Consider the following 24,588-nt stretch of genomic DNA (forward strand, 5'->3'; position numbering starts at 1 on the left):
GGCATATTGTTTACAAAATCTTAACAGACGTTGTTTTTTATATATTTCATGTGCTTAAAAATTTTGATGACGGATTTTGTTTCAAAATCGACTTATGTTTTTAACTATCGCATTTATTAATTTTTACAATAATGGCGATGAAAAAATGAAAAAAGGCCGTCTGAAAATCTGGTTTCAGACGGCCTTTTGCTTTAAAGGGATGTATTTAAGAGAAACCCAAACGTTTATCGGGTCGGGCAAACACAAAAATAAACAGCGAGGTTAACGCGCCCAAAGTATCGGCAAGCATGTCTTTTTGCGCGTCCCAAATATCGCCTTGAGAACCCAAGAACTCCAGTCCGGCCTCTCCGCCGTCGATAACGGCATATTGCCATTCGATGATTTCATAGGCGGCAGCCACGCTCATGATAAAGAACAGGGAGAAAAACAAGGCCAGCGGCAGATTACATAGCTTGCGGCGCAGCAGCCATTCGGCCATCGGGTAGGCATAAAAGCCGATGATATAGTGGGCAATGCGGTCGTAATGATTGCGGTTTTCGCCCAAAATCGGCTCGACAAAGCGGTTGATGGATTCAAACGGTACATCGGCAAAAGTATAGTATGCACCGATGGAGTGCATGATCAGCCAGAAGCTCATGAATAAGTAGGCCAAGTTGCTGAAGCGGAAAATGCGGTAAGTGGCAACCAGAAGGAAGAATACGGATGCTACGGGGATGATTTCGGCGTACCAGACCGCGCGGTCATGGGGATTGATACCTGACCAAACAATGAGAGCGAAGATAATCGTAGCAAGAAAAATGGGAAAAATTGGAGAGGGTCTATTCATATTGTGTGTATGTAATAACAAGAGTTGCGTATTGTATAACGAATCGGCGGATTGGCGGTTTCGGATATTAAAGGCCGTCTGAAAAATAGTTTTCAGACGGCCTGAAGTTTAGCCGTTCCAGAAATAACGGGTGATGTGGAAAAACACGGGCGCGGCAAAACAAATCGAATCCACACGGTCAAGCATACCGCCATGTCCGCGTATCATATTGCCCCAGTCTTTGACACCGTAATCACGTTTGATGGCAGACATAACCAGGCCGCCAAAGAAGCCCATCAGGCAGACGATGAAGCCGATAACGGCCGCTTGGCCGTGGGAGAAAGGCGTAATCGGCGCCATCAACGCGGCAATGGCTGTGGCCGACAAAATACCGCCGACTGTGCCGGAAATGGTTTTGGATGGGGAAAGCGAGGGCATGATTTTTGCACCGCCGATCAGTTTGCCCCAAACGTATTGCAACACATCCGATACTTGCACCACGCCAATCAGAAAAATCAGCAACAGGATATTGTTGCCGTTGTCAAAGCCGTCCAAGTCGAGAAACATCAGCGCCGGAACATGAGACAGGCAGAAGATGCAAATCATCGCCATCCATTGTGTTTTGGCGGCGCGTTCCAAAAAGTGCGCGGTTTGGCCGCTGAGGCTGGCAATAATCGGCAGTATCAAAAAGCCGTAAACCGGAATAAAAATGCTGAACATGCCGTACCAGCCGTCATAGACGAAATAGTATTGCACCGGCAGCAGCAGGTAAAAGCAGACCACCATGCTGTAATAGTCGCTGCGGCGGCGATAGACGAGGGTCATGAATTCGCGCAGTGCGGCAAATGAAATCAGGAAAAACAGTACAACCGTTCCGATTTTGCCGAACCAAAACGCACACAGCAACACCAGTGTCATCAGCCACCATGCGTAAATGCGGGCGTTGAGGTTGGCGATGGTGGCATTATCGGCGCCGTTTTTGCGCTTGAGCCATTGTCCGATGATGCTGGCAAAACACAATACGGCAAACACGCCGACAAAAATATAGCCGGCTTGCGGAGTCAGATGAGCGGCGGCTTGTTCGACAATGATTTGTTGGGAAGTCGTAGAAAGGCTCATGCTTGTCCTCCTTTGTTTTGCTGAACTTCAGATTCATTTTGGCGAAGCTCGCTGCGGTCGTTTTCAGACGGCCTGAGTGCCAGCAGCGCTTCACGGCTGCGTGTCAAAAAGCTGTCTTTGTCTTCGTTTTCCTGCAAGGTAAGCGGTTGTCCAATATGGACTTCACACAAAAGCGGGATAGGCAGGATTTTACCTTTGGGCAGTACGCGGCTGATGTTGTCAATCCAAATTGGTACAAATTCGGTATTGGGTTTGCTTTTCGCCAGATGATAAATGCCGGATTTGAACGGCAGCAGGATGGTGTTGTCGTCAGTATTACGCGTGCCTTCAGGGAAAATAATCAAAGAGTCGCCTGCGTTCAGCGCGTCTTTCATCTGTTCGGTAATCGCTTGCGGATTATCGCTATGGCGCGGAATCAGCAAGGCATTGAAAACGTTTTGAATGATGAAGCGTTTGAGTTTGCTCGTCAGCCAGTAATCCGAACCGGCGACAGGGCGCGTGGACAAGCGCCAGCGACGTGGCAGGGAAATCCACACCAGCACAAAATCGCCATGGCTGCCGTGATTGGCGTAATAGACTTTTTGGTGCTGATTGAATGTCAGCTCGCGCGGGCTTTTAGGGCGTACGCCCGTAAGGAAAGAGACCGACAGACATAAGGCTTGGTCGGTCAGCCAGGCAAGTTGTTTTTTGAGGAAGTTTTTCATTGTTTCTGCCTTTTGAAGTGAGATACCGCTAAGGATTCGATTTTGGTAAATCAGCCAAAATAATCAAATGCTTTGGATAAGCAAAATTAAAAATTGTGCAGCGGTCAGGTATAAGCTTTTGCGCCATAGGGAAAGTGCGCCGGTTATCCGTTGGGTCAAAGTACGGCTGCCTGAAATTTGACGCAAACCGTTTTGCTGTAAGGCGTGGTCGAAGTCTTCAGGAGAGTAGCAGTTGTCGGCAAAGTCTTGGAACACGCGGCGATCGAAGTGAACGCGAATATGGCAGTACAACAAAACCGCTGCCAAGACAAGTTGTACCGCAAACCATGCACCGCCATATTTTGCCGACAAGGCGAGCAGCAAGGCGTTGCAGGCGGCAACATAATGTGAGGTAGATAGCAGGTGGGCAGTAATACGGCTATCGGTTGCGTTGTCCATCATTATCCTTGTTTTAAACGGTTGGCCGCAGCTTCGACTGCTTGGGCAGTGGCCGGCGATAATACCATTTGCGGTCGAGCCTGTTTGAGTTCAGCCTTCGCTTGCGCCAAGTCTTTGCAGCCACCATAGGCTAGCAGCCACGTCAGCACCACTGCGGCACTTCTTCCATAACCCAAAGCGCAACATACCAGCACTTTGCCGTGGTTTTGGCGCAAGGTTTCCAATATCAAGGCCGTCTGAACCAAATCGTTTTCAGACGGCGTTACCATATCCAGTAAAGGCAGAGCGCGATATTCTCCCTGATAGCTACAGCAGGGATATTCGGCGCATACATCCAATACGGTAGGCAGATGGTTTGAAATCCCTAAAACGCTGCCAATCCATACATCATTGCGGACTGGTGCCGTTTTCGCTTTACCGCGTAACCAATACGCCATGTTTAGCCGTACGCCCACCAGATAAGGCAACAGCAAAACCGTCGCTGCCGCCGATAATTTACCGTTAGCCTGTTTTTGGAATACGTTTGCATTTCCAGTCAAATAGGCAAAAGCCACCATCAGCAAAGACACGCTCATCCATATCAACCACAGCCACGCGCCACCCAGCAGCGCAGGTAACGCCGTCAAACACGCACCAAGCAAATATAACAACGCAATCTTTCTTGAGCGTACATCACTCAAGCCCAGTTTTAACGGCGAAGTTATCTGATGCGGGAAAGCCCACAACACCAGCCAGCCGAGCAATGCTCCGGTTGGCACGTCAATAAAATGATGTTGATAAGTCGTCAGTACCGACAAGGCAATCAGGCTTTGCCATAAGAAAAGCGGCAGGCGGATTTTTGGAAAGCGCGTCCAATAAAATGCGCCTACGATAATTGCCAGCGCGATATGCAAAGATGGCGCTTGGTTGTATGGCAAATCAAATGCAGCCAATGAATCAAACAGCCAGCCTGACAGCCCATCAGCGGGCGGTTTGGGCCATCCGAAACTCAGCGGAAACAGCACAAAGCAAACAGTCGCAATCAGTTGGGCGGCTACAAGGTGCGCTACATATCGGTTTTGTTCATGTGTATCACGGCAAAGAAAAAATGCCGCGGCATACATCAGGTTCAGCGACCAATAAGGTACAATCGTCCATGCCCAAAACGGAATATTGCTCTCCCATGCAAAAGCGATTTCAGGCACATAGTCCAGCGATGCCGCATAATGGTTGGAGAAGCCGTAGCTAGTGTAAAACAGGATACCGACTGAAATCAGCTTGAGCAGGGAGGTTTTGAGGGAGGGTTTCATGGATAGGTACATGGTTTAAATAAGGCCGTCTGAAAGTTAAAAAAATGTTCAGACGGCCTGTATTTTATTATTTCTTCACAGCTAGACTCACGGTGAAAATACCGTCTTCGTCTATCCATTGATGGATTTTTTCAAAACCGGCTTTTTCAACCAACTGATCCATTTCCTGCTGACTGCGGCGGCGCATTACCCAGTTTGGGCTGCCTGCTTTGTGGCTGGTCAGGGCGCGGGCAATCATTTCCAGTTGCGGATGCCACGGCTGGCCGGTGTAAATCAGGTAGCCGCCAGTTTCAATGGCTTCGCCGAAGCCGTAGAGTGAGTTCAAAATCAAATCGTTGTCGGCAAACAATTCGTGCAGGCCGGAGACGATGCCCAACGTTGGACGCGGCTGCAAATCGTGATAATTGGCGCAGTCGTAAGCATTGACTTCATTGAAGGTTACCGTGTTTTGCAAGCCGCGCTCGGCAATCAGCTTGCGACCGGCTTCGACATTAATCGGGCTGTAATCGCGCAAGCGCACGGAATCAGGCAATGTGTCGGCAGTCAGGGCATCCAATACATAGCGGCCATGACCGGATGCAATATCCAAAACGTGTACAGGTTTCCCTGCTTCACGCAGTTTGGCTGAGGCCGTCTGAATGGCTTTGCCGATATTGACTTTGCGTTGGCGGATGCCGCGCCAGCCGATGGCATTGAGATAGTATTTGTCCACCCATACACCGAAAGCGTTACTGCCTTGCGGTTGATTGCGGTAGACGTAATCCAGCGTGCTGCCTGAATCAAAACCTGTTTTTTGACCGATTCTCAAGCCTTCACTCCAGCGCGCACCCAGTTTGAGCGAGGCACGATATATTGCCCAAAATGCGCTGCGAGGCGTACAAACAGGCAAAGGCGTAGCCAGTTCGTCAGCTTCACGACGGCTGTCTCCAAATAAGTGCGCTTGAGTCAGATCGACTTGTTGTAAAGGCTGATTGAAACGCTCGCGGATAAAACGGCGCATTTCTACAAACGCGATTTCACGGTCTTGCTCGCCTAAAGTATCGTGGTAGAAACCTGGCAGGATATGGCGCTCTTTAATATGGCTGCCCAAACGATTGTAGAAATCGTGTTGCGGTTTGTGATGAACGACCCAATCGCTGCCTGAAATCAACAGTTGTACAGGCGTAGTAATCGCTTGTGCATCGGCGACTACACGTTCGGCCGCCTCATATAAACCCAGCAGAATGCGCACAGAAATGGCGCGGGCAATAAGCGGGTCATTGTCGTAGCTTTTTTGACGTTCGACATTGTGGGTCAGATAGTGGGCTTTGACGTAGCTGTTGACAAAGAAATTGCCGCGCCATTTTTGCATGAGTTTCAAACCGGTACGGGCAAACGGAACATAGAGTTTGACTTTGAACGCAGGCGAAGCCAATACAGCGCAACGGATTTTCGGTGCGTAATCGTGCAACCAAGTAGAAACCAATACCGCGCCGACACTTTGCGCAATCACGCAAATGTTTTCAGGTTTGATGCCGTATTCGCTTTGGATGTGTCGGATAAAATCATCTACGTCTGAAACCGAAGTGCCAATACTCGGACTATCGCCGCGTTCACCGGGGCTGTAACCATGACCACGCGCGTCCCAAGCGAAATAGGAAAAATCATCAAAACCCAGCTCATCCGCCACAAACATCATCCGGCCGGAGTGCTCATGTCCGCGATGGAACAGTACAATGGCTTTGTCGGAAGAACCATTGGCAGCAGGGCGATAGCGGTAGAAAAGCGAAGTACCGTCTTGGGTAGAAAAGTATTTTTGCTGTTCGGACATGAGAAACTCCTAATAGTCATATTTTTTGAACAGTATCATGACATATCGAATAAATGCAATGATTATCCGATAGACGGACGAATGCAATGATGGGGAGATATGTTAAGTGCCGATTATGGTCGATACGATGAGTCAGTCAGTGGTTCATTTAAGATTTTTAGCATTTTTTTCTCATGATCTTTTATCTCGCTTTCTGTCCAGTTTTCGTAACTCATCATAATAGCTTGTTTTAAGCTATCATAAGTATCCTTTTCTTTGTAATACTGCCGTTTCCAATCTGGAAGTTTATTACTGAAACTGGAATTTTTACTTTGAGATAACAAATATAGATTGCCAAAATTATCTAAGACATTTGTATCTAATTTATCTAGGCCAAAATCTTGAGAGGGATTTTGTGGGTAATGGTGCTCAACCGAGCTTCTAAAACTAAATCTAAAATTTTTCCAGATAGATTGTTTAGATTGGTCAATAGCTGAAAAGACCTCTACCTTGTCTTGATATTTCCATAATTGATAATCCAAGCGATTAAATACAAAATTTGGGACGTTTACTCCATCATTCCAAGACTTATGTACTGAAGAGATGGTGTAATTATCATTTAAGATAATTTTCATAAAATCCCTGTTTCCATTGCAGTTGTTTTCAAAATAAAATTTATCACAAAGATTTTCAAGAAACTGAATATATGTCTCTTGAGTAATACTTTTCTTATTCTCGAATAACCAACGCAATGTAGCATATAGCCAGTTTTTATAGATTCGGGATGGATTAGAAACATGAAACATAGAAAGCAACATTATTGCATTCTTGGTTTTATCATTGGTTTCTTGAGTATCAATGGAATCGCCATTGTCGATACCAAAAACATTTTTATAGTAATAATTCTTTGATTCTTCTTTTTTGATTTCCCATAAAGACCAATGCTCATTTTCTGAACGTAGTGAATTTGACTTAATAATATATTTATCAAATAAATATCGACAAGATAGCAATGTATCTATGAAATTTACAATCTTTTCTTTGTTCCAGTCTTCATTGTGAAAAGTATGCAAAAGTTCTTTTTCATCCAGAGGAATCTTTTTAAAGGTAGTTTTGTTAATGCCCGTAGGAAATTTTTCTAGATAAATTTTCAAGATATGCATCAAAAAGTTAGGAAAATCAATAACGGAATTAAAACGCCCATCTGTAAGCCCGTTTGGTTTTTCTTGGGAGGAGTGGATATCCCCATTATCGGCGGTTATCAATTGAAGAATTGATTGTTCTTCATTTGCGGAGCCGTTATCTGAATGTCGAGTTTTTTCTGTATCAGCAATATTCTCAATAATTTCATTAAATTTTTTTGGAATAGTATTTTCCCAATTCTTGCCAAAAATATTTTCTCTAAGTGACTGGTTGATTCCCATTACAACATATCGGCTCATGTCAGAACACGCATCCCAAATTTTGGCGAAAATAGAGCGTTCACTATCTGTGTCTAAAACCTCCATTAAAGCAGCCTTGATAATCTCATGTTTTTCTAATTGCTCTCCCCGCGTATTCATAATTTCAAAGTAATGATTGAGGTCGGTGTCTTCGGGTACTTCGGTTCTAATAATTTTAACGTTTTCTTGTAAGAACTCTGCCAAACTCATTCTCTCTTCTTTTGTCCTATCTGTTTCCCAATATTTTTTTATTGATTTTAAAGCATTTTTAAAAACATCAGGTATAGAGTCGGAGTCAAGATCTCCCAAGGCATCGTTGGAGTCATTTCTATGCTCAAAGGATACATTTCTAACAAAGGTATCTGATTTTAAGTAGTGCATGATTTTTAAGTAGTGCATGATTAAAGTCAGTGTGGTCAATCGTTGTTGTCCGTCTATGACTTCTAAACCTCCATTTCCTCTTTTATAAATGACTAAGCTGCCAATATAATAATTATTCTTATTTTTTGCATTCCATAGGTCTTGAATAAGAAGGCTGATTTCATCATCTCCCCATGCGTAATTACGTTGATAAATAGGAATAATATATCTGTCTTTATTATTCAATAATTCATTTATGGTTAATGTTTTTACGTAATCATTATTTGTTTTCATCTTTAATTTCCAAAATCTCTTTTATTTTAGGGTCTACATGTTTTGAAAAATTGACTTTTCCGGTTTGTTGAATAAAACGCATGACTTGTTCGGGTGTGATGGATCTTTCAATATAAGAAATTAATCCAGCTTTATCATGAACTTTATCATGAACTTTATCATGAACTTTATCATGAACTTTATCATGAGCTTTATCATGAGCTTTATCATGAACTTTATCATGAACTTTATTTTCAATGGTCTTAAAGGTAATGCGCTGAGATTCTACCCGAGTACGATAAGCCCATAGAAAAGCTTTTGTTATAAATTCTTCAAAATGGCTTTCTCCAAATTTATCAAAGTAGAACAATACGGTACATTCAAATAAATTTCTAATGTATTTATCACCAGTTCGATAGCTGTATTTATGATTGTTTAAAAAAGCCATTACTCCTTTTTCTAAATCAATTCCATTAATAGAATGAATTTTATCTAACAATCCATCCTTTTCTTTGAATAGTTTTTCATAGATGGCTGTATAATGTTCAATGTAATCAAAGAAATATTTTCCATTGATTAACACTTGTGCGGCCTGAAATGCTGATATTGATCCATATAAAAATGGATTTTCATGTAATAATTTTTGTATGGTATGAGTAGCTAATATTCCGTGTAAGTAAGGATAATCAACTTTTTCATGAACGCCTTTAAATGTATCTAATTCATCTGATGTAAATATTTCTGCATTCTCTTTGTAATGCCAGCGGCGAAGTCTAAATAAGATATAATTGATAATTTTATCTAAATTATTTATATCATTAGACATTGCAGATTTCTCCCAGCGTTCGACACATTGGTGAATAATCCGCTCGTCTTTATCTCTCATGTCTCTTAAATGATAGGCTTTTAAGAGGTCATAAGATTCTAAAGGTTTGCCTCTGGCATTTTGTGAATCAAAAAATTGAAAAGCCTCATCTAAGTCATTTAATTCAATACAAACCATTTCACACGTGCTAAGGAGGTAATCCTTAAATTCATTTGTGAAATTATAGTTTTTAAGAAAATTATAGTTCGTTGTAATATTATTTTTGCTGATGCTATGATTCGGTTTTTCCTTTAAAAGAGACACATCCTTCCCCAGTTTATGAAGCAATAACGAGAGTGTAATAAGCCGCTGTTGGCCATCTACTATTTCAGAACAGTCTTTATCTTTATTTTTATTTAAAACAATTGTTCCGATGCGGTATATTTTTTTCCCCTCCCTAAAATTTTGGAGCAGGTCATCGATTAATTGTTGTATATTTTTGATTGTCCATTTGTATGGTCTTTGATAATTAGGGATACTCAAATTTAATTTAAATATGTCATCAATCTTGAGTATTTCTGCTTTTTCTATGCTCATATAGATACCCCTTAGTATGAAAAATAGGTAAACATTATAGACTACAATCGGCAAACTACTACCGACATATCATCATAAACTCTTTGTTTCGCAATTAATTTACGAAATACAGTCAGACGGGACTTATCGTTATCATATTGTTGCCAAATTTTTTCTCTTATTTCTTCTGAAAGAGCGTCGCTTAGGCCGTCTGAACAAAGCAGCAGGCTTTCTCCTGCTTTAAGCGTAAGTTCGATATGACACATTTTGTCTTGGAATTCGGAATAATCTGCTGCTAGATAAGAAGAAACGCCGCCATATATGGTGGCGAACTCTTCTTCTTTTTTATCCAACAAACCATCCAGCAATTCGGAGAGTATCGAGTGATCTTGGGTCAGTTGCTTCCATTTTCCTTGTGTATCAATCAAATAGGCGCGACTGTCGCCTACGCTGATGATTTTGGTTTTGCCGGTGGTTTGGTCGATTTCGGCGGCAACAAAAGTGGTTGAGGAACCAAAATAATCTTCCGCCAACTCTTTAGATAAAGCGGCTTGTATATGATTGATGGTTTGACGGCTGAGTTTGGCTGTACGGCTTAATAGGTGCATGGCGGATTTGCTGGATTTTTCGGGATGGTTGCTATTGGAAATGCCGTCGGCTATCCCGATGATAAAGCGTGGACGGGTTTCAAGACGTGTTTCAGCGGTCTTGAGTTTATATTGAAACACTTGTTCGCCGTTAAAAAGGGCATCTTGGTTGTGTTGTTTGTTGCTGCCAATTTGTTGACAAAAGGTGATTTCGCAAAATTTGTTCATGATTTGTCTGTTTGTTGGGTGAATATTCATTGCAGGCTTTTCATTTTTTCTAACCATCCGGATTTACACTTGGGTAATACGTTTGAAATTTGATGATTAAGATTAAAGCACGTCTGAACAGTTTTCAGACGGCCTTTACTGCGTTTAACCAAGCACTAATTAACTGCTAATTTTGTCATGTTTTAATACATCCATCGAAACCCGAATACACATTTAAAAAGGAAATCAAACATGAAAAAATTTTTATTGACCGCCATCGTTGCTTTGTCTGCCGCTACTGCCGGTGCCAGCGATTATATCGAACACAAAATCTACGGCGACAAAAACTTCGAGCAAAATCGTGCTAAAGCCGTAAAAATGTTGGAACAACGCGGCTATCAAGTTCACGATGTTGAAGCCGATAGCCGTCGGGGCCAGCCTGTGTTGGATATCGAGGCTTTTAAAGATGGTCGTGAGTACGACATTGTTTTGTCTTACCCTGATTTGAAAATTATTAAAGAACGCATCGATTATTAATATTTCGATATAAAGTGGATTGTCGCAGGGCTTTTGGTCCTGCGACAGTTTGCTATTTAGGCATTTAAAGAATGTAAACAGCATGTAAATTACCTGAAATAAATGAACTAAATATGCTTTTTATTTTCCATTTAATTCAAAGTGTTTGATGTTGGGAGTCATGATATGAGTTTGAATGATTGGAAGGAAAATGGTCAGCTGAAGCAGGTGGGCGACCAAGAAAAACCTTTAAACAACGGCGCAGCTGCCGAATCCCAACAGGACGTTGATTTTTGGGATCACAAGCAAAACGGTGTTGTTGAAAACGAAGTTGAGGTTGTGGCTGAAGCGGTAGAAATTCAGGAAGCAGTAGAAGGTCAGGATGTAGTTGAACATCCTGAGATGCCGTCTGAAAAAAACGAGAAGAAAGCTAAACGTAAAAAAGACAAGGCGAAGAAGAAAAAAAATAAAGCCGAGGATTTGAATGCGTCTGATCTGTTGGGTACGAATAAGGGCGTGGAAACCATGTTCCGCAACGCCGTACGCTCGGAGATGGAATTGTTGGCGCTGGCGGCAACCAAAGCGAACATTATGATTTCGCTGAATGGTTTTATTGTTTCTGCACTGATGATTTCGGGTGCGTTTATTTTTTCATCGTCGCCCGAGTTTTTGATTCCGGCGAGTACCTTTATGATTACTGCCGCCGCGTCTATCGTGTTTGCATTGCTTTCTGCTTCGCCGGAACGTATCGGTAAAATGCAGGCGGCGCGTACATGGTTGAAGGATTTTGTCCACGGCCGTTCGAAACTGCGGGATTTGAAAACCCGCCTCAGCAGCACCGAAACGCGCTTTTTTGGCGGCAGCCAGCCCAATATTTTGATTTATGAAGACCGTGTGAAGCTGCAAAAAGATCAATATTGGGAAATGATGCAGGAGATTATGGGTGACCGTAAACAAATCTATGAAAAGATGAGCGACCATCTTTACTGGCTTGGTTTGTTGGCGGATAAACAGTTCAAATACATTAACTTATCTTACGCGGTATTCCGCTGGGGCTTGCTGGCTTCACTGGTGGCGTTTATCGGCGTGAAAACATTGCCGTCATTACTGACGCCTCCGGCCAACAACGCGGCAGAGTTGCGTTCGCTGGGTATCAATATGTTTAACGGCGTATTTGAGCCTTCTGCCGTACAACAGCTTCCGGACGGCAAGTTGCTGATTGCGGAAGACGAACCTAACCATGCGTTCAGTATCATCAGCATTGATAAAACCGGCAGGTTTGTGGAAGACGAGGCATTGGATACGCGCGTGATTACCGGTTTCAAACGCCGTCTCAGCGACTTGGAGGCTTTGGCTCGCGACGATGAAGGTTTTATCTACGCGATGACTTCACACTCGCGCACCCGTAAAGGCAACCGCTCGCCTGACCGCGAACACCTGATGCGCTTTAAAATCCAAGACGGCAATGTGTTGGGGCTGACCAGCTACGACAATCTGACGCAAGTTTTGGAAACCGATCACAAGCTGCATGATTTGATTCGCGAGCGAACCAAGGCAGAAGTTTCTTTTGAAGAAATCAATATTGAGGGCATGGCGTTTGATCCGGTGAAAAAACGTCTCGTTTTGGGCTTCCGTGATCCTGAGTTCAACAACATGGCTTTGGTCGCGTTTATCAGCAATCCGAAAGATGTATTTGAGCGCAATGCCAAGCCTGAGTTTGATGAAGTGGCGGTGATTGATATTGATGGCGGCGGTATCCGTTCCCTCAACTATGATCCTGTGTTGAAAACCTACGTGATCGCCAATGAAGTGAAGGACGAGAATGGACAGAAATTCTCACAACTGTGGACTTGGAGCGGTAATCCGACAGATGAACCGCAAAAAATCTCTCTGCCTAATCTGCAACACATCACCAACGTTGAAGCTGTTGATTCGATTACCGTTAACGGCAAGCCGCAAATGATTCTGATGGGCGATGAAGGTAATGCTTCGCAGAAAATTACTGCCAAGTATATGTTGGTAGATTACAGTCAACTGGGTAAACAGTAAGTTATCTTGGCTGATGGATAAAAGGCCGTCTGAAACCGATAGTTTATGGTTTCAGACGGCCTTTTTTGTTTTCAGTAAAACGGAGTGATGGGTTTGAATATTCTAATCAACGATGATTAACCCAAGAACGTGGACAAGTTTCAGACGGCCTTCAAGCCATTGATGACACGTTTGTAGCAGGTATAAACCAATGCTGCGCAGGCCAGCCACATAAGGATATAGAAAAGCGAATGGAAGCTGCCGGCAATTGCATACCATACTGCCAATGCGCCGATAAAGAATGCGCGATCGCTTTTGCCGAATGGCCCGTCATAACGACGGCCGTTGCCGTGGACTTGTCCCAAAACGCCACAAAATTCAGTCATTGCCGCCAGCCAAATAAACAGGGCAATTTGCACGCCGCCGAAGGGTGCGATAAAGGCAAAAGGCAGATACAAAGCAGCATCGGCGGCAATATCGGTGATTTCATTCAAATAACCGCCTAATGCCGATTGCTGGCCGAACTCCCGTGCCAACATACCGTCCATCGCATTCAGTGCCATACGGACAAACAACCAGATCGGTAAAAGCCAGAATAATGTGGATACACCTGCAAACAATGCTAAAAGCAAACCGATCAAAATGGAAACGGCGCAGGCAAACAGGGTAACCTGATTGGCAGTAATACCTTTTTGATACAGTCGCTTAACAATGGGGCGCAACAGGTTTTGAAATTTTGGTTTTAGGGCGTAGATGCTCATAATTATGCTATATAAAAGAAAATGAAGTGCCGTGATTATAGACGAAATCCGTTATAATCCGTCAATCTTCAAATCACGCGGTTCGCAAACCTCCCGCGTTAACAAAACTAGGAATTTACAATGGAAAAACAGCAATCCCTCGTTATTTTTTCGGGCGGGCAAGATTCAACAACCTGCCTGATTCAGGCAATTCAAACATATGGCCGTGAAAATGTGCAGGCCATCACTTTTCAATATGGGCAACGCCACGCCATCGAATTGGAGCGAGCGCGTTGGATTGCCCAAGATTTGGGCGTAAAGCAGACGGTACTCGATTTGAGCCTGATGCAACAGATTACACACAATGCCTTGATGGATGATACGGCGTCCATTGAAATAGCTTCAGACGGCCTGCCCAATACATTTGTAGATGGACGCAATGCTTTATTTTTGCTTTATGCCGCTATTTACGCCAAAGGACAGGGGATACGCCATATCATTGCCGGCGTGTGCGAAACCGATTTTTCCGGTTATCCCGACTGCCGCGATGTGTTCGTCAAGTCGATGAATGTCACGCTGAATCTGGCCATGGATTACGCTTTTCAAATCCACACGCCCTTGATGTATTTAACCAAAGCGCAAACTTGGGCATTGGCGGATGAAATGGGTGTGTTGGATTATATTCGCGAGCAGACGCATACCTGTTATCACGGAGTGGTCGGTGGTTGTCATGAATGTCCGAGCTGTATTTTGCGCGAGCGCGGTTTGTCAGAATATTTAGAAAGTAAAAAGGCCATCTGAATTAAGAGGGGCATATATTTCCAATATCCAGTTGTACGAAAAGGCCGTCTGAAAAATTCATTTCAGACGGCCTTTGGCTATGTATTTTGTTCTGCTTAGAACAGCAAATCTGCCGGTTCGCTGCTTGCCGGAGCATCTTTCACAGGAGCAGAGGCAGGGGCAGTAGCCGGTTCGGAAGCGGCTTTAGGTGCAGAAGCAGGAGCATCGGTCGGAGTGGTTGCCGGTTTGGCAGCAGGTTTTGCCGGTTTCACCGGAGTCGGACGAACGCTTTGTTTCGGTTCGGATGCTGCCTTGTTTGTATCGTCGGTAGCATCGACTTCGATTTCAGTGCCTTGAGGCAATACCACATCTTTAGCAGGAGCCGGTTTCGGCATGACTTTAGGTTTGCTGTAAGCATCCGTGCCACTGGTCCATGCCAAAGACTTCAAAGGAGATTTGAGTTTTACACCTTTGGCGCAAGTCAGGCAGTTTGCTGCGCCGGTGCGTCCTTTCAGGATTGCATCCACACGCGCGGCAGGAATGGTTTTACCGTGCGCTTTTGCCCAAGCGGCAATGCTTTTTTTCAGGGCAGCCGTATCAAGGTTTTTCTTGTCGTATGGGTCACGATAGGCAGCCAGCCACAAGTTTTGGTTGGCATCTTCGTTCAGGCTTGCCATTTGGTAGATAACGGAGGCAGGAGAACCTGTTGCGATGGTTTTGGCGAACTCCAATGCGTCAGGCGATTTCATGCGCACGCAACCATGGCTGCGGACGCCGGGTACGCTGGCAGGGGCATTGGTGCCGTGGATACCAAGGCTTAATTTAGGGTCGCCAAGACGGACAAATACCGGGCCCAGCGGGTTATTTGGGCCAGCCGGTACGCTTTTTACGCCGTCATTGCGTTCTTTTTGAATGGATTTAGGGATATGCCAAACCGGGTTGTAGGCTTTTGCGCCGATTTTATGTTCGCCCAGATTGGTTTGGGTCATGGCTTTGCCGACGGCAACAGGATAAATTTTGCTCAGTTTGCCGTTGTCGTAGAGGAACAAACGCTGTTGCGTAATATTGATAACGACGTGTTGTCCGGAAGAGGCGGGGGAGACGTCTGGAATAAGTGTGTTTGCAGCAGCGGCTGAAGTTAAAAGGGCGGCTGTCAGGCCGAACAGTATTTTTTTCATGTCGTCTTTTTTGTAGGGTTTGAAATGAAAGTTTTTGGCGCATGATACCTGAAACTCTGTGTTTTTGTGAGAAAATATGCGCTTTCGGTATTAGAAGACAGTCAAACGGTCGGGCAACGGCTGAGTGACGGAAACGGTATGGGTGTGAAAGAACAGTATCAAGAGGCGGAAGTTTTTTCTTTGGATTATGAGGGCAGGGGTGTTGCCAGAGTCGATGGGAAGACTGTATTTATCGGTGGTGCGCTGCCTGGAGAGCGTGTAACGTTTGTCATACATAAAGAGAAAAAGCAGTTTGCCGAGGCTCAAGTTGAAAAGGTTTTGAAGGCTTCTTCCGAACGTGTTGAGCCGGCATGTTGCTATTTTGATACATGTGGCGGCTGTTCGCTTCAACATGTTTCTTTCGGAGCACAAGTTGCGTTAAAGCAACGGATTTTGGAAGAGCAGTTGGAACGGATAGGTAAGGTCAAGCCTGAGATAATTTTGCCCCCTTTATATGGTTACTCCTGGTATTATCGCGATAGGGCGCGTTTAAGTGTTTCGATGGATAAGCAAGGCCGTCTGAAACTCGGTTTTCAGGCCAAAAAAAGCCATGATGTCGTCAATATCCGCCATTGCCATATTTTGCCTAAACATGTGTCCGATAGATTGCCGGATGTCCGTAATTTGTTGCAAAAGCTGCATGATGATGGTGTAAAAGTGAAATTTGTTGAGTTTTATTGCGGAAAAAATGTGACCGTATTCAACATTCGTTTCGTAAATCAACCGTTTGGACAAATATTAAGCGAATTGCGTAATTGGTTTGATAAGATATTGTCGGGTGCTGAAAAGGCATGGCAAATATGGCTGCAGGATCATGCCGAGTCCTTGCCGTTTTACCCTGAGAACGTGCCTGCCCTGAACTATACTTTTGCTCAATTCGATGTGGAAATGCCTTACAAACCCGGTGATTTTACGCAGATTAATGCGCAGCTGAACGAAGTGATGGTGGCAAGGGCTGTCAGGCTTTTAAATCCTCAAAAAGGGGAGCGGATTGCCGATCTGTTTTGCGGTTTGGGCAATTTCAGTTTGCCGTTGGCAAAAAGTGGCGCATCGGTTGTCGGTATTGAAGGCGCTGATTATTTGGTCGATAGGGCAAGGGAAAATGCCCGCCTGAATCGTTGTGCCGAGAATATGACGTTTTCTGTTGCCGACTTGTTCGATACCGATGAAAAAACTGTTGAGTCATGGGGAAAATTTGACAAGATGCTGCTGGATCCGCCGAGAAGCGGGGCTTATGCTGTTGTCAAATCGCTACATAAGCTGTTTTTACCCCAAAAGATAGTATATGTTTCATGCAATCCATCAACATTTGCACGGGATGCCGGTGTCTTGGTGGATAAGGGCTATAAGTTTAAGGCGGCGGGAATCATGAATATGTTTGCACAAACCTCGCATGTTGAATCTATTGGTGTGTTTGAGTTGTAAATTGGTATCAAGTCCTTTATGTGAGTAGGGTTTTTAATGTAAAAATGAGTGCATTCATGTTATCATCATTCGTTTGGGGAATGAATAACGTTGAAGTTGCGTGTAAAGCAACAGATGTTAATAAATGCAGTTTGCAGCACAAGACCGGGAGGTGTTCTTGAACTATCAACTTTTAACTATTTTTTTGCTGGTGCTTTTTTTGCTGGTGTTGTTTTTTGTTCGTCATAAACAAAGTAACAATTCAGACAAACAAAGCGCACATGCATCAAAAAGCGGCCGTACATCTGCTGCTCATACAGCCTCCTCTGAGGATGGAAACGACTGGATTGAGAAGGTCAACCAGACAGTTTCCAATGCGGATAATCAAGACTGGGAATGGGGAGGAAGCGGCTCAAACGATGCAACAGCTTCTGTTTCTGCACAAGAAGTCGATCCGTTGACTGAATATCAGGTTTATAAACAGTTCGGCTATGAGAGTAAGGCTGCAGAGTCTTTAGCCGGTTATCTCAATACTTTGGAAGACGGCGCTCCGGAAAAACTGGTTCATGAATTAATTGGTTTGAATCTGCGAGTCGGCAATATCGACATGCTGGCGGATACGCTTGAGCGTCATAGTGCATCCCTTTCTGAAGACGGCGTAGCAGAATACCTGAAAGCCGGTTTGGCTTTAGATTCAACTAACCTGCGCTTGCGCGTTTTTGCCGAACATCATCTCGGTTGGAATATGCAGGAAGTGGACCGTCAAATTGGCGAACGAAGCGGTTTGGAAGTTGCTTCCGACGAGCATATTGTCTTTGAGAACGATTCGGCTGAACGCATTGTCGTGCCAGGTATGGGCAAACGTGCGCCTATCGTATTAGGCAAGAAAGACTTTGGCGAAATCAGCCCTGAAGAGATGGGCGCGGTTATTGGTTTTGCCAAACCGGAACGTAGTGCAAAAATCCTGAAAGACAAGATCAGCTACGAGACTGCTTTGCATCAATACAACAAAGCAATCCAAACTTCTGCGAAGCCTGCTGGTCTCATTATCGATGCCTTGCGTCTGGATTATCAGAATGAAGAAGTAGGGCAGTTTGCCAAGCATCTGTGGAAGCTTTACCACTCTTTGGGTCAATATGGCCGTCAAGTAAAAGAACGTATGCTTGGCTGGGGTTATAGCCTTGGTTATCACGAAATTTTTGATGATTTGGAAAAAGGGCCGTCTGAACAGCAAATTAAAGAGATTGGCTTAAAACGCGGGTATATTCAGCCAAGTTCTTTGCAGATGAAAGCCAAATATCGTGAGTTGGTTCAAAAAGACTCTTCGGTTATCAGCGCCAGCTCTTCACCTGCTGATGAAGCTCTGAAAGAAGTGGAATCTTTGTTAGCCTACGGTCAGTTGGATTTGGCCATCGGTACTTTGGAACAGGCTGTTTTGCAGTATCCACAAGAATCGCAGTTGTACATTATCTTGTTTGATTTGTACGAACGCGTCGAAGACTGGGGACGTTTGGAGCAATTCCTGCGCTTGTTGCGCGAGCGTGTTGTCAGCCTGCCTGAAGAGGTTGTCTTGGCAATGAGCCGTCTCTTGCAACGAATGAACCAATATTCAAAAAAATAAGATAATCGTAGAAAGTACGAGTGATGAATAATCATTTACCAAAAATTAAAACCATACGGGTTATGTTACAGGAGATGGGTGAGCAACAGCAGGCGGTATTCCGTATGGCATTTAAAATGCACAATACGACGAATTACGTCATCGTTTCTCCTGATTCTGATGAAAGACCGGATTTGGTATTGGTTGATACCGATACTCCGGCAGGTGTAGAAGCTTGGAAAGAGTCGAAGAAAACTTATCCGGAAGTACCTGTGGCTATGTTTTCTTCCGAGTTGCCGACAGTAACGACTCCTTATTTGGCTAAGCCGGTCAAATTCGATACCTTGTTTCCTGTTTTGCGCAGCCTGGCTCAAGGCGGCAATGTTTTTGAGCCGTCTGAGCAACAAGCGGCCGAAGAGAATAAAAGACAATCAAATTCCGATGGCACAAGAAAAGCAACCATTCGCCGATTTAATCCAAATAAAGGCTTGTTGGGTGCGCTGAAATTTGCCAGTCAAGGACACCAAGATATTGCCGTTTTGCATGAAGGCAAGCCGATATTAATCGTGTTTCCTAGCATCCAGCGAGTACTGTTGACAGTCAGTGCCAACGAGTTGGAGAAATTGTGTAAAAACGATAACTTGGCTGTCGTGTGTAAGGCTGTCCCTGATAATCCTCAATGGAAAGAAAAAGCCAAAGTTACCATTATGTCATGCTTGTGGCAAATGGCTATTTGGACTGCATCAGGCCGTCTGATTTATCCGATGACGCCGCAAACTGTCTTTACACTCAAGCGGTGGCCAAACTTAACCCGTTTGGCGCATGTTCCGGAATCTATGCGTTTGTCGGCATTTCTGACGAAAACGTCTGTTAATCTGAACATCCTCTATAAAGTCATGCCTTTGGAAATGCCTGATATTTTGAATTATTTATCGGCAACATATCTGACAGGCTTTTTGGCGACAGATACAGAGTTTGCAACAGATGCGAACAATACGCCTTCCTTGAATGAACAGATTGATGTGAATAGCAAAGACGTACCTGAAACAGCAATGAGCAAAGAGGCTCAAAAAGTTGCCGGTCCGTCTAAAGAACAACCTCGCGGCCTGTTGCAACGCCTGATGCGTAAGTTGCTGGGTAAATCGTAAAGGACACGTCATGAAAGAAAATAAAATTATCTTTACCGGTCCTGTTGGCGTAGGTAAAACCACTGCAATTTCAGCTTTATCTGATGAACCGCCGGTTCAAACCGATGCATCCGCATCCGATATGACACTTGTCCGTAAGGGGTACACGACTGTGGCAATGGACTACGGTGTCATTCATTTGGATGAGGAAACCAAGGTTCATCTTTATGGTACGCCTGGTCAGGAGCGTTTTAATTTTATGTGGGAAATTCTGAGCCAAGGCAGTATGGGTTTAGTGCTTCTTTTAGATAATACAAGAAGCAACCCATTAAAAGACTTGCAATTCTTCTTGGATGCGTTCCGCGAGTTGCTGAAAAAAGCGCCTTTGGTTGTAGGGGTAACGAAGATGGATATCCGCTCCTTGCCAAGCGTAGATGTATATCAAAAATATTTAGCACAGAATAATTTTAATGTACCGGTTTTTGAGATTGATGCACGTCGAGAAGACGATGTAAAACAATTGGTTACTGCCATGTTGTTCTCAATTGACCCCGGATTAGAGGTATAAGATGGAAGCGACACTCTCTTTACAATCAAATTTATATCCTAAGATTACACCGGCAGGTGCGTATTATGCCGTTTCAAGCGATACGCCTAGTGCCAGCAGAACTTTATTGTATGGTCTGTTGCGTGCAGAGCCGTCTGAAACCATCAGCAGTGAAAAACTTTTGGCGTGGGCAGACACCAGCGATATCAATACCGCTTTAAACCTATTGTATCGCCTCCAACGCTTGGAGTTTTTGTACGGAGATGAGGAAATCAGTACAGAGGACATCCATCTGACTGACGAACAATTACCGACATTGTTGGAACAGTTGTCTAATTCTGGCAAAGCTTTGTTGGCTGATGAAAACGGTTTGTATTTTGCCAATGCCAATTTCCATCATGAGGCTGCGGAAGAATTGGGTCTTTTGGCGAGCGAAGTAGCCAAAATGGAAGACAATCACCGTCTTTTGATTCGCAATAACCTGCATATCAATAATAGCGCATGGGGTATTTGTGATCCTTCAGGCCAAAGTGAATTGACCTTTTTCCCACTGTATATTGGCATGACCAAACTGATTTTGGTAATTGGTGGCATGCCTGATTTAAATAAAGAGGCTTTTGTTACTTTGGTTAAAGTGCTGTACCACCGATACGGCAGCCGTTGATTTTTGCCTGACCAATATTTATTTTAGAATGGAGCGACTATGCAACAACTATTAATCTCTGTATTAAGCGATTTGAACAATACCTCTGCGGATATCACTGCCTCTGCAGTAATTTCTACAGACGGCCTGCCAATCGCAACCATGCTGCCTTCGCATTTGAATGCAGACCGTGTAGGTGCGATGTCGGCAACGCTTTTGGCATTGGGTAATCGTTCCGTACACGAGTTGGCTTGCGGTGAGTTGGATCAGGTAATGGTTAAAGGTAAAAATGGCTATATTCTGTTGAGTCAAGCAGGTGAAAATGCAGTGTTGGCATTGATGGCAAAAGAAAGCGGTAAATTGGGCTTGATTTTGTTGGATGCGAAACGTGCGGCCAAACAAATTGCTGAAATCTTATAAAAGTTTTATAAATTAAAAAGATATAAAAATATTTTTGTTTTTATATAGATTGTTGCTTGACAGGTTTCTGATATTTTCTATATAATTTCGTCTTTAATTCCCCGATAGCTCAGTCGGTAGAGCGACGGACTGTTAATCCGCAGGTCCCTGGTTCGAGCCCAGGTCGGGGAGCCAAATTTTAAAACCACCATGTTACATGGTGGTTTTTATTTTATCTATTTATCAGTATTTTTAACATATTGAGATCTTTGACGATTCAGGTATTGCTCGATCGGTTGCCAATCATGAAGCGCGCCGAGATAAATCAGACGATTTTTTGAGAAAAATGAAATGTTCTTTTATTTCATAATGTGAAAGCTATTTTCAAATCCTGCCAATCTTAGGCAGGATTTTTTCTATAACGCGACGATACCGTCGCTTTTTACCAATTGCAGATAACTAGCTCTCCACTTGTTTTTTGTGTTTTATCTCGACTAATAGAATATACCAGGTTCAGTTCGGTAATTCGGAAGCCTTTAAACAATTCACGGATATCTGGGTGGTCGTTGATAGAGAGCATGACTTTACCCTTGCATTCGCGCATCATTTTGGCCAGCAGCTCATACTGAGACCAATCAAATGAACGATCATAACCTGCAGTTTGCCAATACGGTGGGTCTGCGTAGAAAAATGTATGCTCTCGGTCGTACCGTTGAAAACAACGCTCCCATGATTCATTTTCCACATATACGCCACTCAACCGATTACGAGCAACTTGAAGTTTATCTGCAATTTGAGCTGCATTCCATGCCTTACCAGTTGTAGCTGTTCCAAAGTGCTGATCGCAAATTTTGCCTCCAAAGGCATTATGTTGCAGATAGAAAAAACGTGCGGCACGCTGAATATCGGTCATGCAGTCAGGAGGTGTTGATTGGAGTCTTGCAAATACTTCTCGGCTGGTTAGTGTCCATTGGAATTGGCGCACAAATTCATCAAAATGGTGCTGTACAACACGATATAGATTGATAAGTTGACCATTCAAGTCATTCAATACTTCAACCTTTGCTGGTTGCGGTCGCATAAAGAATAATGCTGCACCACCGGCAAACAGCTCAACGTAACAAGTATGCTCGGGGAACATGGGTAACAAATGTTTTGCCAAACGGCGTTTGCCACCCATCCATGGGACGATAGGCAGAGGCTTTTGAGTCATAACTACTCCTTATATATAAGCATAGGTACTCAAAGGCACTCAGATTTGAATTACTCCGTTTTAAATTGATTCAGCAATTTGCAGCGTGGGCACTTAATTTCAAAGCAGCCACGGCCAACAGCCAAAAGTTTAAAACAATTTTTGCAACGGCATTTCATTTTTCACAGTTCCCTTATCGTTAGTGATAGAATCACCGTGCCTCGCGCGAGGTACGGTAAAAAAGGCTAACGCAGGTCTGGACTGCTGAGGCTGGCGCGGAGAACGGTGGTAGGACACCGCCGCGCAGCCGTTTCTCTTTTAACTGGTTGAATCGCTCCATTCTTCTACATATAAGAAGACAGAGTAATCAACGTCAATCTTAGGCTTGTCATAATTAGTGCGAATCCTGACGCTACGGTCAGTTTTTGCCCCAAAGTTATGATTGAGGAACAAGACGACCATCGTTTTATGTTCAAGAGCCAGATATACCTTTGGATCATTGTAAGTATTCTTGAACTTAGCCTCCAACCATGTATATCCGCCATCTGCCCATAAATCTTGGGTCAAATGAATCTTTTCACATTTACGTAAACCGAGAAGTCTTCTGAGTTCTGCAATTTCAGCAGTAATACTGCTCTGTGTTTCCGATAATGTCTGTAGGTCTTCGATTTTCTTTTGTAACGCAGCCAACTCCTCACTTTCTTCTGCTGCGGAGGCGGACTGCTTTGCAACTTCCAAGTCGGCCATTACTTTAGAAATTTTCAGATGTAGGGCTTCAATCTCATCACTGCCCTTGGCTGAATCAAACTGGATACGCAAGATCTCCAATTGACTCTTCAAAGCAGAAACTGTTGCATCAGACTCAACCAGTTTATTCAATGCCTTATCCAGCTCAGCCTTTTGTTTCGCCAGTTCCACCGCCTGTTCAGAAATATTCGCACTGCTACTTTCCAATAACTTCAGACGGCCTTCTAATGAACCAGCAGACTTAATTGCCGCTTGAGCAACGGCCAATTGTTCAGACAATGCTGCGATTTCAGAGCTCTCATCGGCCTCCTTAACGGCTACCTCAAGCTGCTGAATCTTGGCCAATAAACCGTCAATAACCGCAGAATCAGTTGTGCTACCAGCTGACGGCAACACAATAATTGCCTGACCGCTGACATCAACATTAACTGTCTCTGCGGCCGGCTCATCATCCGACAAATCAACAACAACATTCGTTACACTCGGTTTAACTTGAATCTCGCCTTGCAGATAGGTTTTAACCACATTTCCGCAAACCGCACGTAAGTCATAAGATGCACGAAGCCAGGTTAAACTACGGGTTAAGGCGGCCGGAAATAGTAATACAACCAAATTGTCCGCAACCTTGATTTCAGGACGAACTACCGAACCATCCCCGGCCACGATATCCATTTGAAAATGCGTTTGAGACAAATCCAACGGAGTTGATTCAGCGGTCAATCTCACCTTAAACAAGTGCGTGTCGCCGCGATAAAGAGTGAAGTTTTTTGTTTTCGGCTGCATTTCAGACGGCCTTTCTCAAGTCAACCGGCGAACATAATGATGGCTCGGCCACTCCCATTACTTCCCCGCACCATTCCGAACAGAACCATTTATCTGCCGACTGCCTCAAAAAACGACGGAAAAACGATGTCACGCATAACACACCCAATAAATCATAGCGTTTCCCCTTAGTGTTTCTCCACAAAGAAAACAGACGTTCCATGACGATTTGTTGATTATCCAGCGCAATCAAATCCCACTTTTCGGCAGGAAGCTGCATACGTTTGCAGCGCACACCACCATCACGAAAAGATGATGAATAGCAATCAAAGAGGCCGTCTGAAAACGCTACCGGCACCGCAATTTCACAGTGAGAATATTGACCGCCGGTAACTTTGCGTATTACCCATTCGATGATACGGAAAGCCAAGTCCTTGGGCGTTTTTATCGTCTTGCGGCCTTTATATAAAGACAAATAGACTTTTGCCATTT

Annotated in this window: 24 protein-coding genes, 1 tRNA gene and 1 riboswitch; of the genes, 10 read left to right on the top strand and 15 right to left on the bottom strand. The window is 44.0% G+C overall.

Going from position 1 to position 24,588, the window contains the following annotated elements:
• Positions 1-205: 205 nt before the first annotated feature.
• The 9 genes from ACTHTY_RS08365 to ACTHTY_RS08405 form a co-directional block, all read right to left on the bottom strand.
• Positions 206-826 (bottom strand): DUF2238 domain-containing protein, encoded by a 621-nt coding sequence (locus ACTHTY_RS08365; RefSeq protein WP_315092972.1) that lies wholly within the window; start codon positions 824-826, stop codon positions 206-208.
• Positions 827-934: 108 nt separating this feature from the next.
• On the bottom strand, positions 935-1,924 hold the full coding sequence (locus ACTHTY_RS08370; protein ID WP_315092974.1) for a phosphatidate cytidylyltransferase: 990 nt from the start codon (positions 1,922-1,924) through the stop codon (positions 935-937).
• Entirely contained in the window at positions 1,921-2,628 is a 708-nt protein-coding gene (locus ACTHTY_RS08375; protein WP_049329007.1) for a lysophospholipid acyltransferase family protein, read from the bottom strand. Before ACTHTY_RS08375 ends, ACTHTY_RS08370 begins: the two co-directional genes overlap by 4 nt.
• A 63-nt stretch (positions 2,629-2,691) precedes the next feature.
• Positions 2,692-3,066 carry a hypothetical protein gene (locus ACTHTY_RS08380; RefSeq protein ID WP_440367245.1) on the bottom strand — a complete coding sequence of 125 codons (375 nt, stop codon included), beginning with the start codon at positions 3,064-3,066 and terminating at the stop codon, positions 2,692-2,694.
• A gap of 2 nt (positions 3,067-3,068) precedes the next feature.
• Positions 3,069-4,355 carry a phosphatase PAP2/dual specificity phosphatase family protein gene (locus tag ACTHTY_RS08385; RefSeq protein ID WP_440367211.1) on the bottom strand — a complete coding sequence of 429 codons (1,287 nt, stop codon included), beginning with the start codon at positions 4,353-4,355 and terminating at the stop codon, positions 3,069-3,071.
• Positions 4,356-4,422: 67 nt separating this feature from the next.
• Positions 4,423-6,165 carry a bifunctional alpha/beta hydrolase/class I SAM-dependent methyltransferase gene (locus tag ACTHTY_RS08390; RefSeq protein ID WP_440367213.1) on the bottom strand — a complete coding sequence of 581 codons (1,743 nt, stop codon included), beginning with the start codon at positions 6,163-6,165 and terminating at the stop codon, positions 4,423-4,425.
• A 113-nt stretch (positions 6,166-6,278) separates the two neighbouring features.
• Positions 6,279-8,240, bottom strand: a complete 1,962-nt coding sequence (locus ACTHTY_RS08395; protein WP_440367215.1) for a DUF262 domain-containing protein — start codon at positions 8,238-8,240, stop codon at positions 6,279-6,281.
• On the bottom strand, positions 8,227-9,621 hold the full coding sequence (locus tag ACTHTY_RS08400) for a DUF262 domain-containing protein (protein WP_440367216.1): 1,395 nt from the start codon (positions 9,619-9,621) through the stop codon (positions 8,227-8,229). Before ACTHTY_RS08400 ends, ACTHTY_RS08395 begins: the two co-directional genes overlap by 14 nt.
• A 41-nt stretch (positions 9,622-9,662) precedes the next feature.
• Positions 9,663-10,415, bottom strand: coding sequence for a PP2C family protein-serine/threonine phosphatase (locus ACTHTY_RS08405; RefSeq protein WP_440367217.1), 753 nt, complete (start codon positions 10,413-10,415; stop codon positions 9,663-9,665).
• A gap of 231 nt (positions 10,416-10,646) precedes the next feature.
• On the opposite strand from ACTHTY_RS08405, the gene ACTHTY_RS08410 reads away from it, so the two are divergent.
• Together ACTHTY_RS08410 and ACTHTY_RS08415 are read left to right on the top strand one after the other, a co-directional pair.
• Positions 10,647-10,931, top strand: coding sequence for a PepSY domain-containing protein (locus ACTHTY_RS08410; RefSeq protein ID WP_107857300.1), 285 nt, complete (start codon positions 10,647-10,649; stop codon positions 10,929-10,931).
• Positions 10,932-11,096: 165 nt separating this feature from the next.
• Positions 11,097-12,959 (top strand): Pycsar system effector family protein, encoded by a 1,863-nt coding sequence (locus tag ACTHTY_RS08415; RefSeq protein ID WP_440367218.1) that lies wholly within the window; start codon positions 11,097-11,099, stop codon positions 12,957-12,959.
• Between the two features lie 140 nt (positions 12,960-13,099).
• Here ACTHTY_RS08415 and ACTHTY_RS08420 read toward each other — a convergent pair whose 3' ends face one another.
• Positions 13,100-13,699, bottom strand: a complete 600-nt coding sequence (locus ACTHTY_RS08420; protein ID WP_440345758.1) for a CDP-alcohol phosphatidyltransferase family protein — start codon at positions 13,697-13,699, stop codon at positions 13,100-13,102.
• A 71-nt stretch (positions 13,700-13,770) separates the two neighbouring features.
• Positions 13,771-13,816, top strand: a riboswitch (PreQ1 riboswitch).
• Between the two features lie 3 nt (positions 13,817-13,819).
• Between ACTHTY_RS08420 and queC the strand changes: the two genes are divergently transcribed.
• Positions 13,820-14,479: a 7-cyano-7-deazaguanine synthase QueC gene (gene queC / locus ACTHTY_RS08425; protein WP_440367219.1), complete on the top strand. Its 660-nt coding sequence runs from the start codon at positions 13,820-13,822 to the stop codon at positions 14,477-14,479.
• Positions 14,480-14,574: 95 nt separating this feature from the next.
• Here the strand turns inward: queC and ACTHTY_RS08430 are convergent, their stop codons facing one another.
• Positions 14,575-15,636, bottom strand: a complete 1,062-nt coding sequence (locus ACTHTY_RS08430) for a L,D-transpeptidase (RefSeq protein ID WP_440367220.1) — start codon at positions 15,634-15,636, stop codon at positions 14,575-14,577.
• A 138-nt stretch (positions 15,637-15,774) separates the two neighbouring features.
• On the opposite strand from ACTHTY_RS08430, the gene rlmD reads away from it, so the two are divergent.
• The 7 genes from rlmD (at position 15,775) to ACTHTY_RS08465 (ending at position 21,590) form a co-directional block, all read left to right on the top strand.
• On the top strand, positions 15,775-17,100 hold the full coding sequence (gene rlmD, locus ACTHTY_RS08435; RefSeq protein ID WP_440367221.1) for a 23S rRNA (uracil(1939)-C(5))-methyltransferase RlmD: 1,326 nt from the start codon (positions 15,775-15,777) through the stop codon (positions 17,098-17,100).
• Between the two features lie 124 nt (positions 17,101-17,224).
• Positions 17,225-18,700 carry a 23S rRNA methyltransferase gene (locus ACTHTY_RS08440; protein ID WP_440367222.1) on the top strand — a complete coding sequence of 492 codons (1,476 nt, stop codon included), beginning with the start codon at positions 17,225-17,227 and terminating at the stop codon, positions 18,698-18,700.
• A 23-nt stretch (positions 18,701-18,723) separates the two neighbouring features.
• Positions 18,724-19,827 (top strand): response regulator, encoded by a 1,104-nt coding sequence (locus tag ACTHTY_RS08445; RefSeq protein ID WP_440367224.1) that lies wholly within the window; start codon positions 18,724-18,726, stop codon positions 19,825-19,827.
• Between the two features lie 10 nt (positions 19,828-19,837).
• Positions 19,838-20,374 carry a GTP-binding protein gene (locus tag ACTHTY_RS08450; protein WP_003748733.1) on the top strand — a complete coding sequence of 179 codons (537 nt, stop codon included), beginning with the start codon at positions 19,838-19,840 and terminating at the stop codon, positions 20,372-20,374.
• A 1-nt stretch (position 20,375) separates the two neighbouring features.
• Positions 20,376-21,017 carry a hypothetical protein gene (locus tag ACTHTY_RS08455; RefSeq protein ID WP_003748732.1) on the top strand — a complete coding sequence of 214 codons (642 nt, stop codon included), beginning with the start codon at positions 20,376-20,378 and terminating at the stop codon, positions 21,015-21,017.
• Between the two features lie 39 nt (positions 21,018-21,056).
• Complete coding sequence (locus ACTHTY_RS08460) at positions 21,057-21,416, top strand: roadblock/LC7 domain-containing protein (protein WP_003679682.1); 360 nt, start codon at positions 21,057-21,059, stop codon at positions 21,414-21,416.
• A 98-nt stretch (positions 21,417-21,514) separates the two neighbouring features.
• A tRNA-Asn gene (locus ACTHTY_RS08465) sits at positions 21,515-21,590 on the top strand.
• A gap of 247 nt (positions 21,591-21,837) precedes the next feature.
• On the opposite strand, the gene ACTHTY_RS08470 is transcribed toward ACTHTY_RS08465, so the two are convergent.
• The 4 genes from ACTHTY_RS08470 to ACTHTY_RS08485 all read right to left on the bottom strand — a co-directional run bounded on the left by ACTHTY_RS08470 (position 21,838) and on the right by ACTHTY_RS08485 (position 24,586).
• The gene (locus ACTHTY_RS08470) at positions 21,838-22,608 is read right to left on the bottom strand and encodes a DNA adenine methylase (protein WP_063068511.1); all 771 of its coding nucleotides are present in this window, start codon (positions 22,606-22,608) and stop codon (positions 21,838-21,840) included.
• Between the two features lie 50 nt (positions 22,609-22,658).
• Positions 22,659-22,766, bottom strand: coding sequence for a Com family DNA-binding transcriptional regulator (locus ACTHTY_RS08475; RefSeq protein WP_107831888.1), 108 nt, complete (start codon positions 22,764-22,766; stop codon positions 22,659-22,661).
• Positions 22,767-22,905: 139 nt separating this feature from the next.
• Positions 22,906-24,117 carry a PspA/IM30 family protein gene (locus tag ACTHTY_RS08480; RefSeq protein ID WP_070822361.1) on the bottom strand — a complete coding sequence of 404 codons (1,212 nt, stop codon included), beginning with the start codon at positions 24,115-24,117 and terminating at the stop codon, positions 22,906-22,908.
• A 1-nt stretch (position 24,118) separates the two neighbouring features.
• Positions 24,119-24,586, bottom strand: a complete 468-nt coding sequence (locus tag ACTHTY_RS08485) for a hypothetical protein (RefSeq protein ID WP_070822359.1) — start codon at positions 24,584-24,586, stop codon at positions 24,119-24,121.
• Positions 24,587-24,588: the final 2 nt, after the last annotated feature.

Origin of the sequence: Neisseria sp. P0019.S002, from assembly GCF_051957155.1 — a bacterium.
GTDB lineage: Bacteria > Pseudomonadota > Gammaproteobacteria > Burkholderiales > Neisseriaceae > Neisseria > Neisseria perflava.

Excerpts from the sequence above, each read along its gene's own strand:
- ACTHTY_RS08395 (WP_440367215.1), bottom strand. The coding sequence starts at position 8,240 with ATGAAAACAAATAATGATTACGTAAAAACATTAACCATAAATGAATTA.
- ACTHTY_RS08485 (WP_070822359.1), bottom strand. The coding sequence starts at position 24,586 with ATGGCAAAAGTCTATTTGTCTTTATATAAAGGCCGCAAGACGATAAAA.
- ACTHTY_RS08400 (WP_440367216.1), bottom strand. The coding sequence starts at position 9,621 with ATGAGCATAGAAAAAGCAGAAATACTCAAGATTGATGACATATTTAAA.
- ACTHTY_RS08390 (WP_440367213.1), bottom strand. The coding sequence starts at position 6,165 with ATGTCCGAACAGCAAAAATACTTTTCTACCCAAGACGGTACTTCGCTT.
- ACTHTY_RS08370 (WP_315092974.1), bottom strand. The coding sequence starts at position 1,924 with ATGAGCCTTTCTACGACTTCCCAACAAATCATTGTCGAACAAGCCGCC.
- ACTHTY_RS08455 (WP_003748732.1), top strand. The coding sequence starts at position 20,376 with ATGGAAGCGACACTCTCTTTACAATCAAATTTATATCCTAAGATTACA.
- ACTHTY_RS08450 (WP_003748733.1), top strand. The coding sequence starts at position 19,838 with ATGAAAGAAAATAAAATTATCTTTACCGGTCCTGTTGGCGTAGGTAAA.
- ACTHTY_RS08365 (WP_315092972.1), bottom strand. The coding sequence starts at position 826 with ATGAATAGACCCTCTCCAATTTTTCCCATTTTTCTTGCTACGATTATC.
- ACTHTY_RS08385 (WP_440367211.1), bottom strand. The coding sequence starts at position 4,355 with ATGAAACCCTCCCTCAAAACCTCCCTGCTCAAGCTGATTTCAGTCGGT.
- queC (WP_440367219.1), top strand. The coding sequence starts at position 13,820 with ATGGAAAAACAGCAATCCCTCGTTATTTTTTCGGGCGGGCAAGATTCA.
- ACTHTY_RS08440 (WP_440367222.1), top strand. The coding sequence starts at position 17,225 with ATGCAGTTTGCAGCACAAGACCGGGAGGTGTTCTTGAACTATCAACTT.
- ACTHTY_RS08405 (WP_440367217.1), bottom strand. The coding sequence starts at position 10,415 with ATGAACAAATTTTGCGAAATCACCTTTTGTCAACAAATTGGCAGCAAC.
- ACTHTY_RS08375 (WP_049329007.1), bottom strand. The coding sequence starts at position 2,628 with ATGAAAAACTTCCTCAAAAAACAACTTGCCTGGCTGACCGACCAAGCC.
- ACTHTY_RS08410 (WP_107857300.1), top strand. The coding sequence starts at position 10,647 with ATGAAAAAATTTTTATTGACCGCCATCGTTGCTTTGTCTGCCGCTACT.
- ACTHTY_RS08470 (WP_063068511.1), bottom strand. The coding sequence starts at position 22,608 with ATGACTCAAAAGCCTCTGCCTATCGTCCCATGGATGGGTGGCAAACGC.
- ACTHTY_RS08460 (WP_003679682.1), top strand. The coding sequence starts at position 21,057 with ATGCAACAACTATTAATCTCTGTATTAAGCGATTTGAACAATACCTCT.
- ACTHTY_RS08415 (WP_440367218.1), top strand. The coding sequence starts at position 11,097 with ATGAGTTTGAATGATTGGAAGGAAAATGGTCAGCTGAAGCAGGTGGGC.
- ACTHTY_RS08430 (WP_440367220.1), bottom strand. The coding sequence starts at position 15,636 with ATGAAAAAAATACTGTTCGGCCTGACAGCCGCCCTTTTAACTTCAGCC.
- rlmD (WP_440367221.1), top strand. The coding sequence starts at position 15,775 with ATGGGTGTGAAAGAACAGTATCAAGAGGCGGAAGTTTTTTCTTTGGAT.
- ACTHTY_RS08480 (WP_070822361.1), bottom strand. The coding sequence starts at position 24,117 with ATGCAGCCGAAAACAAAAAACTTCACTCTTTATCGCGGCGACACGCAC.
- ACTHTY_RS08380 (WP_440367245.1), bottom strand. The coding sequence starts at position 3,066 with ATGGACAACGCAACCGATAGCCGTATTACTGCCCACCTGCTATCTACC.
- ACTHTY_RS08445 (WP_440367224.1), top strand. The coding sequence starts at position 18,724 with ATGAATAATCATTTACCAAAAATTAAAACCATACGGGTTATGTTACAG.
- ACTHTY_RS08420 (WP_440345758.1), bottom strand. The coding sequence starts at position 13,699 with ATGAGCATCTACGCCCTAAAACCAAAATTTCAAAACCTGTTGCGCCCC.
- ACTHTY_RS08475 (WP_107831888.1), bottom strand. The coding sequence starts at position 22,766 with ATGAAATGCCGTTGCAAAAATTGTTTTAAACTTTTGGCTGTTGGCCGT.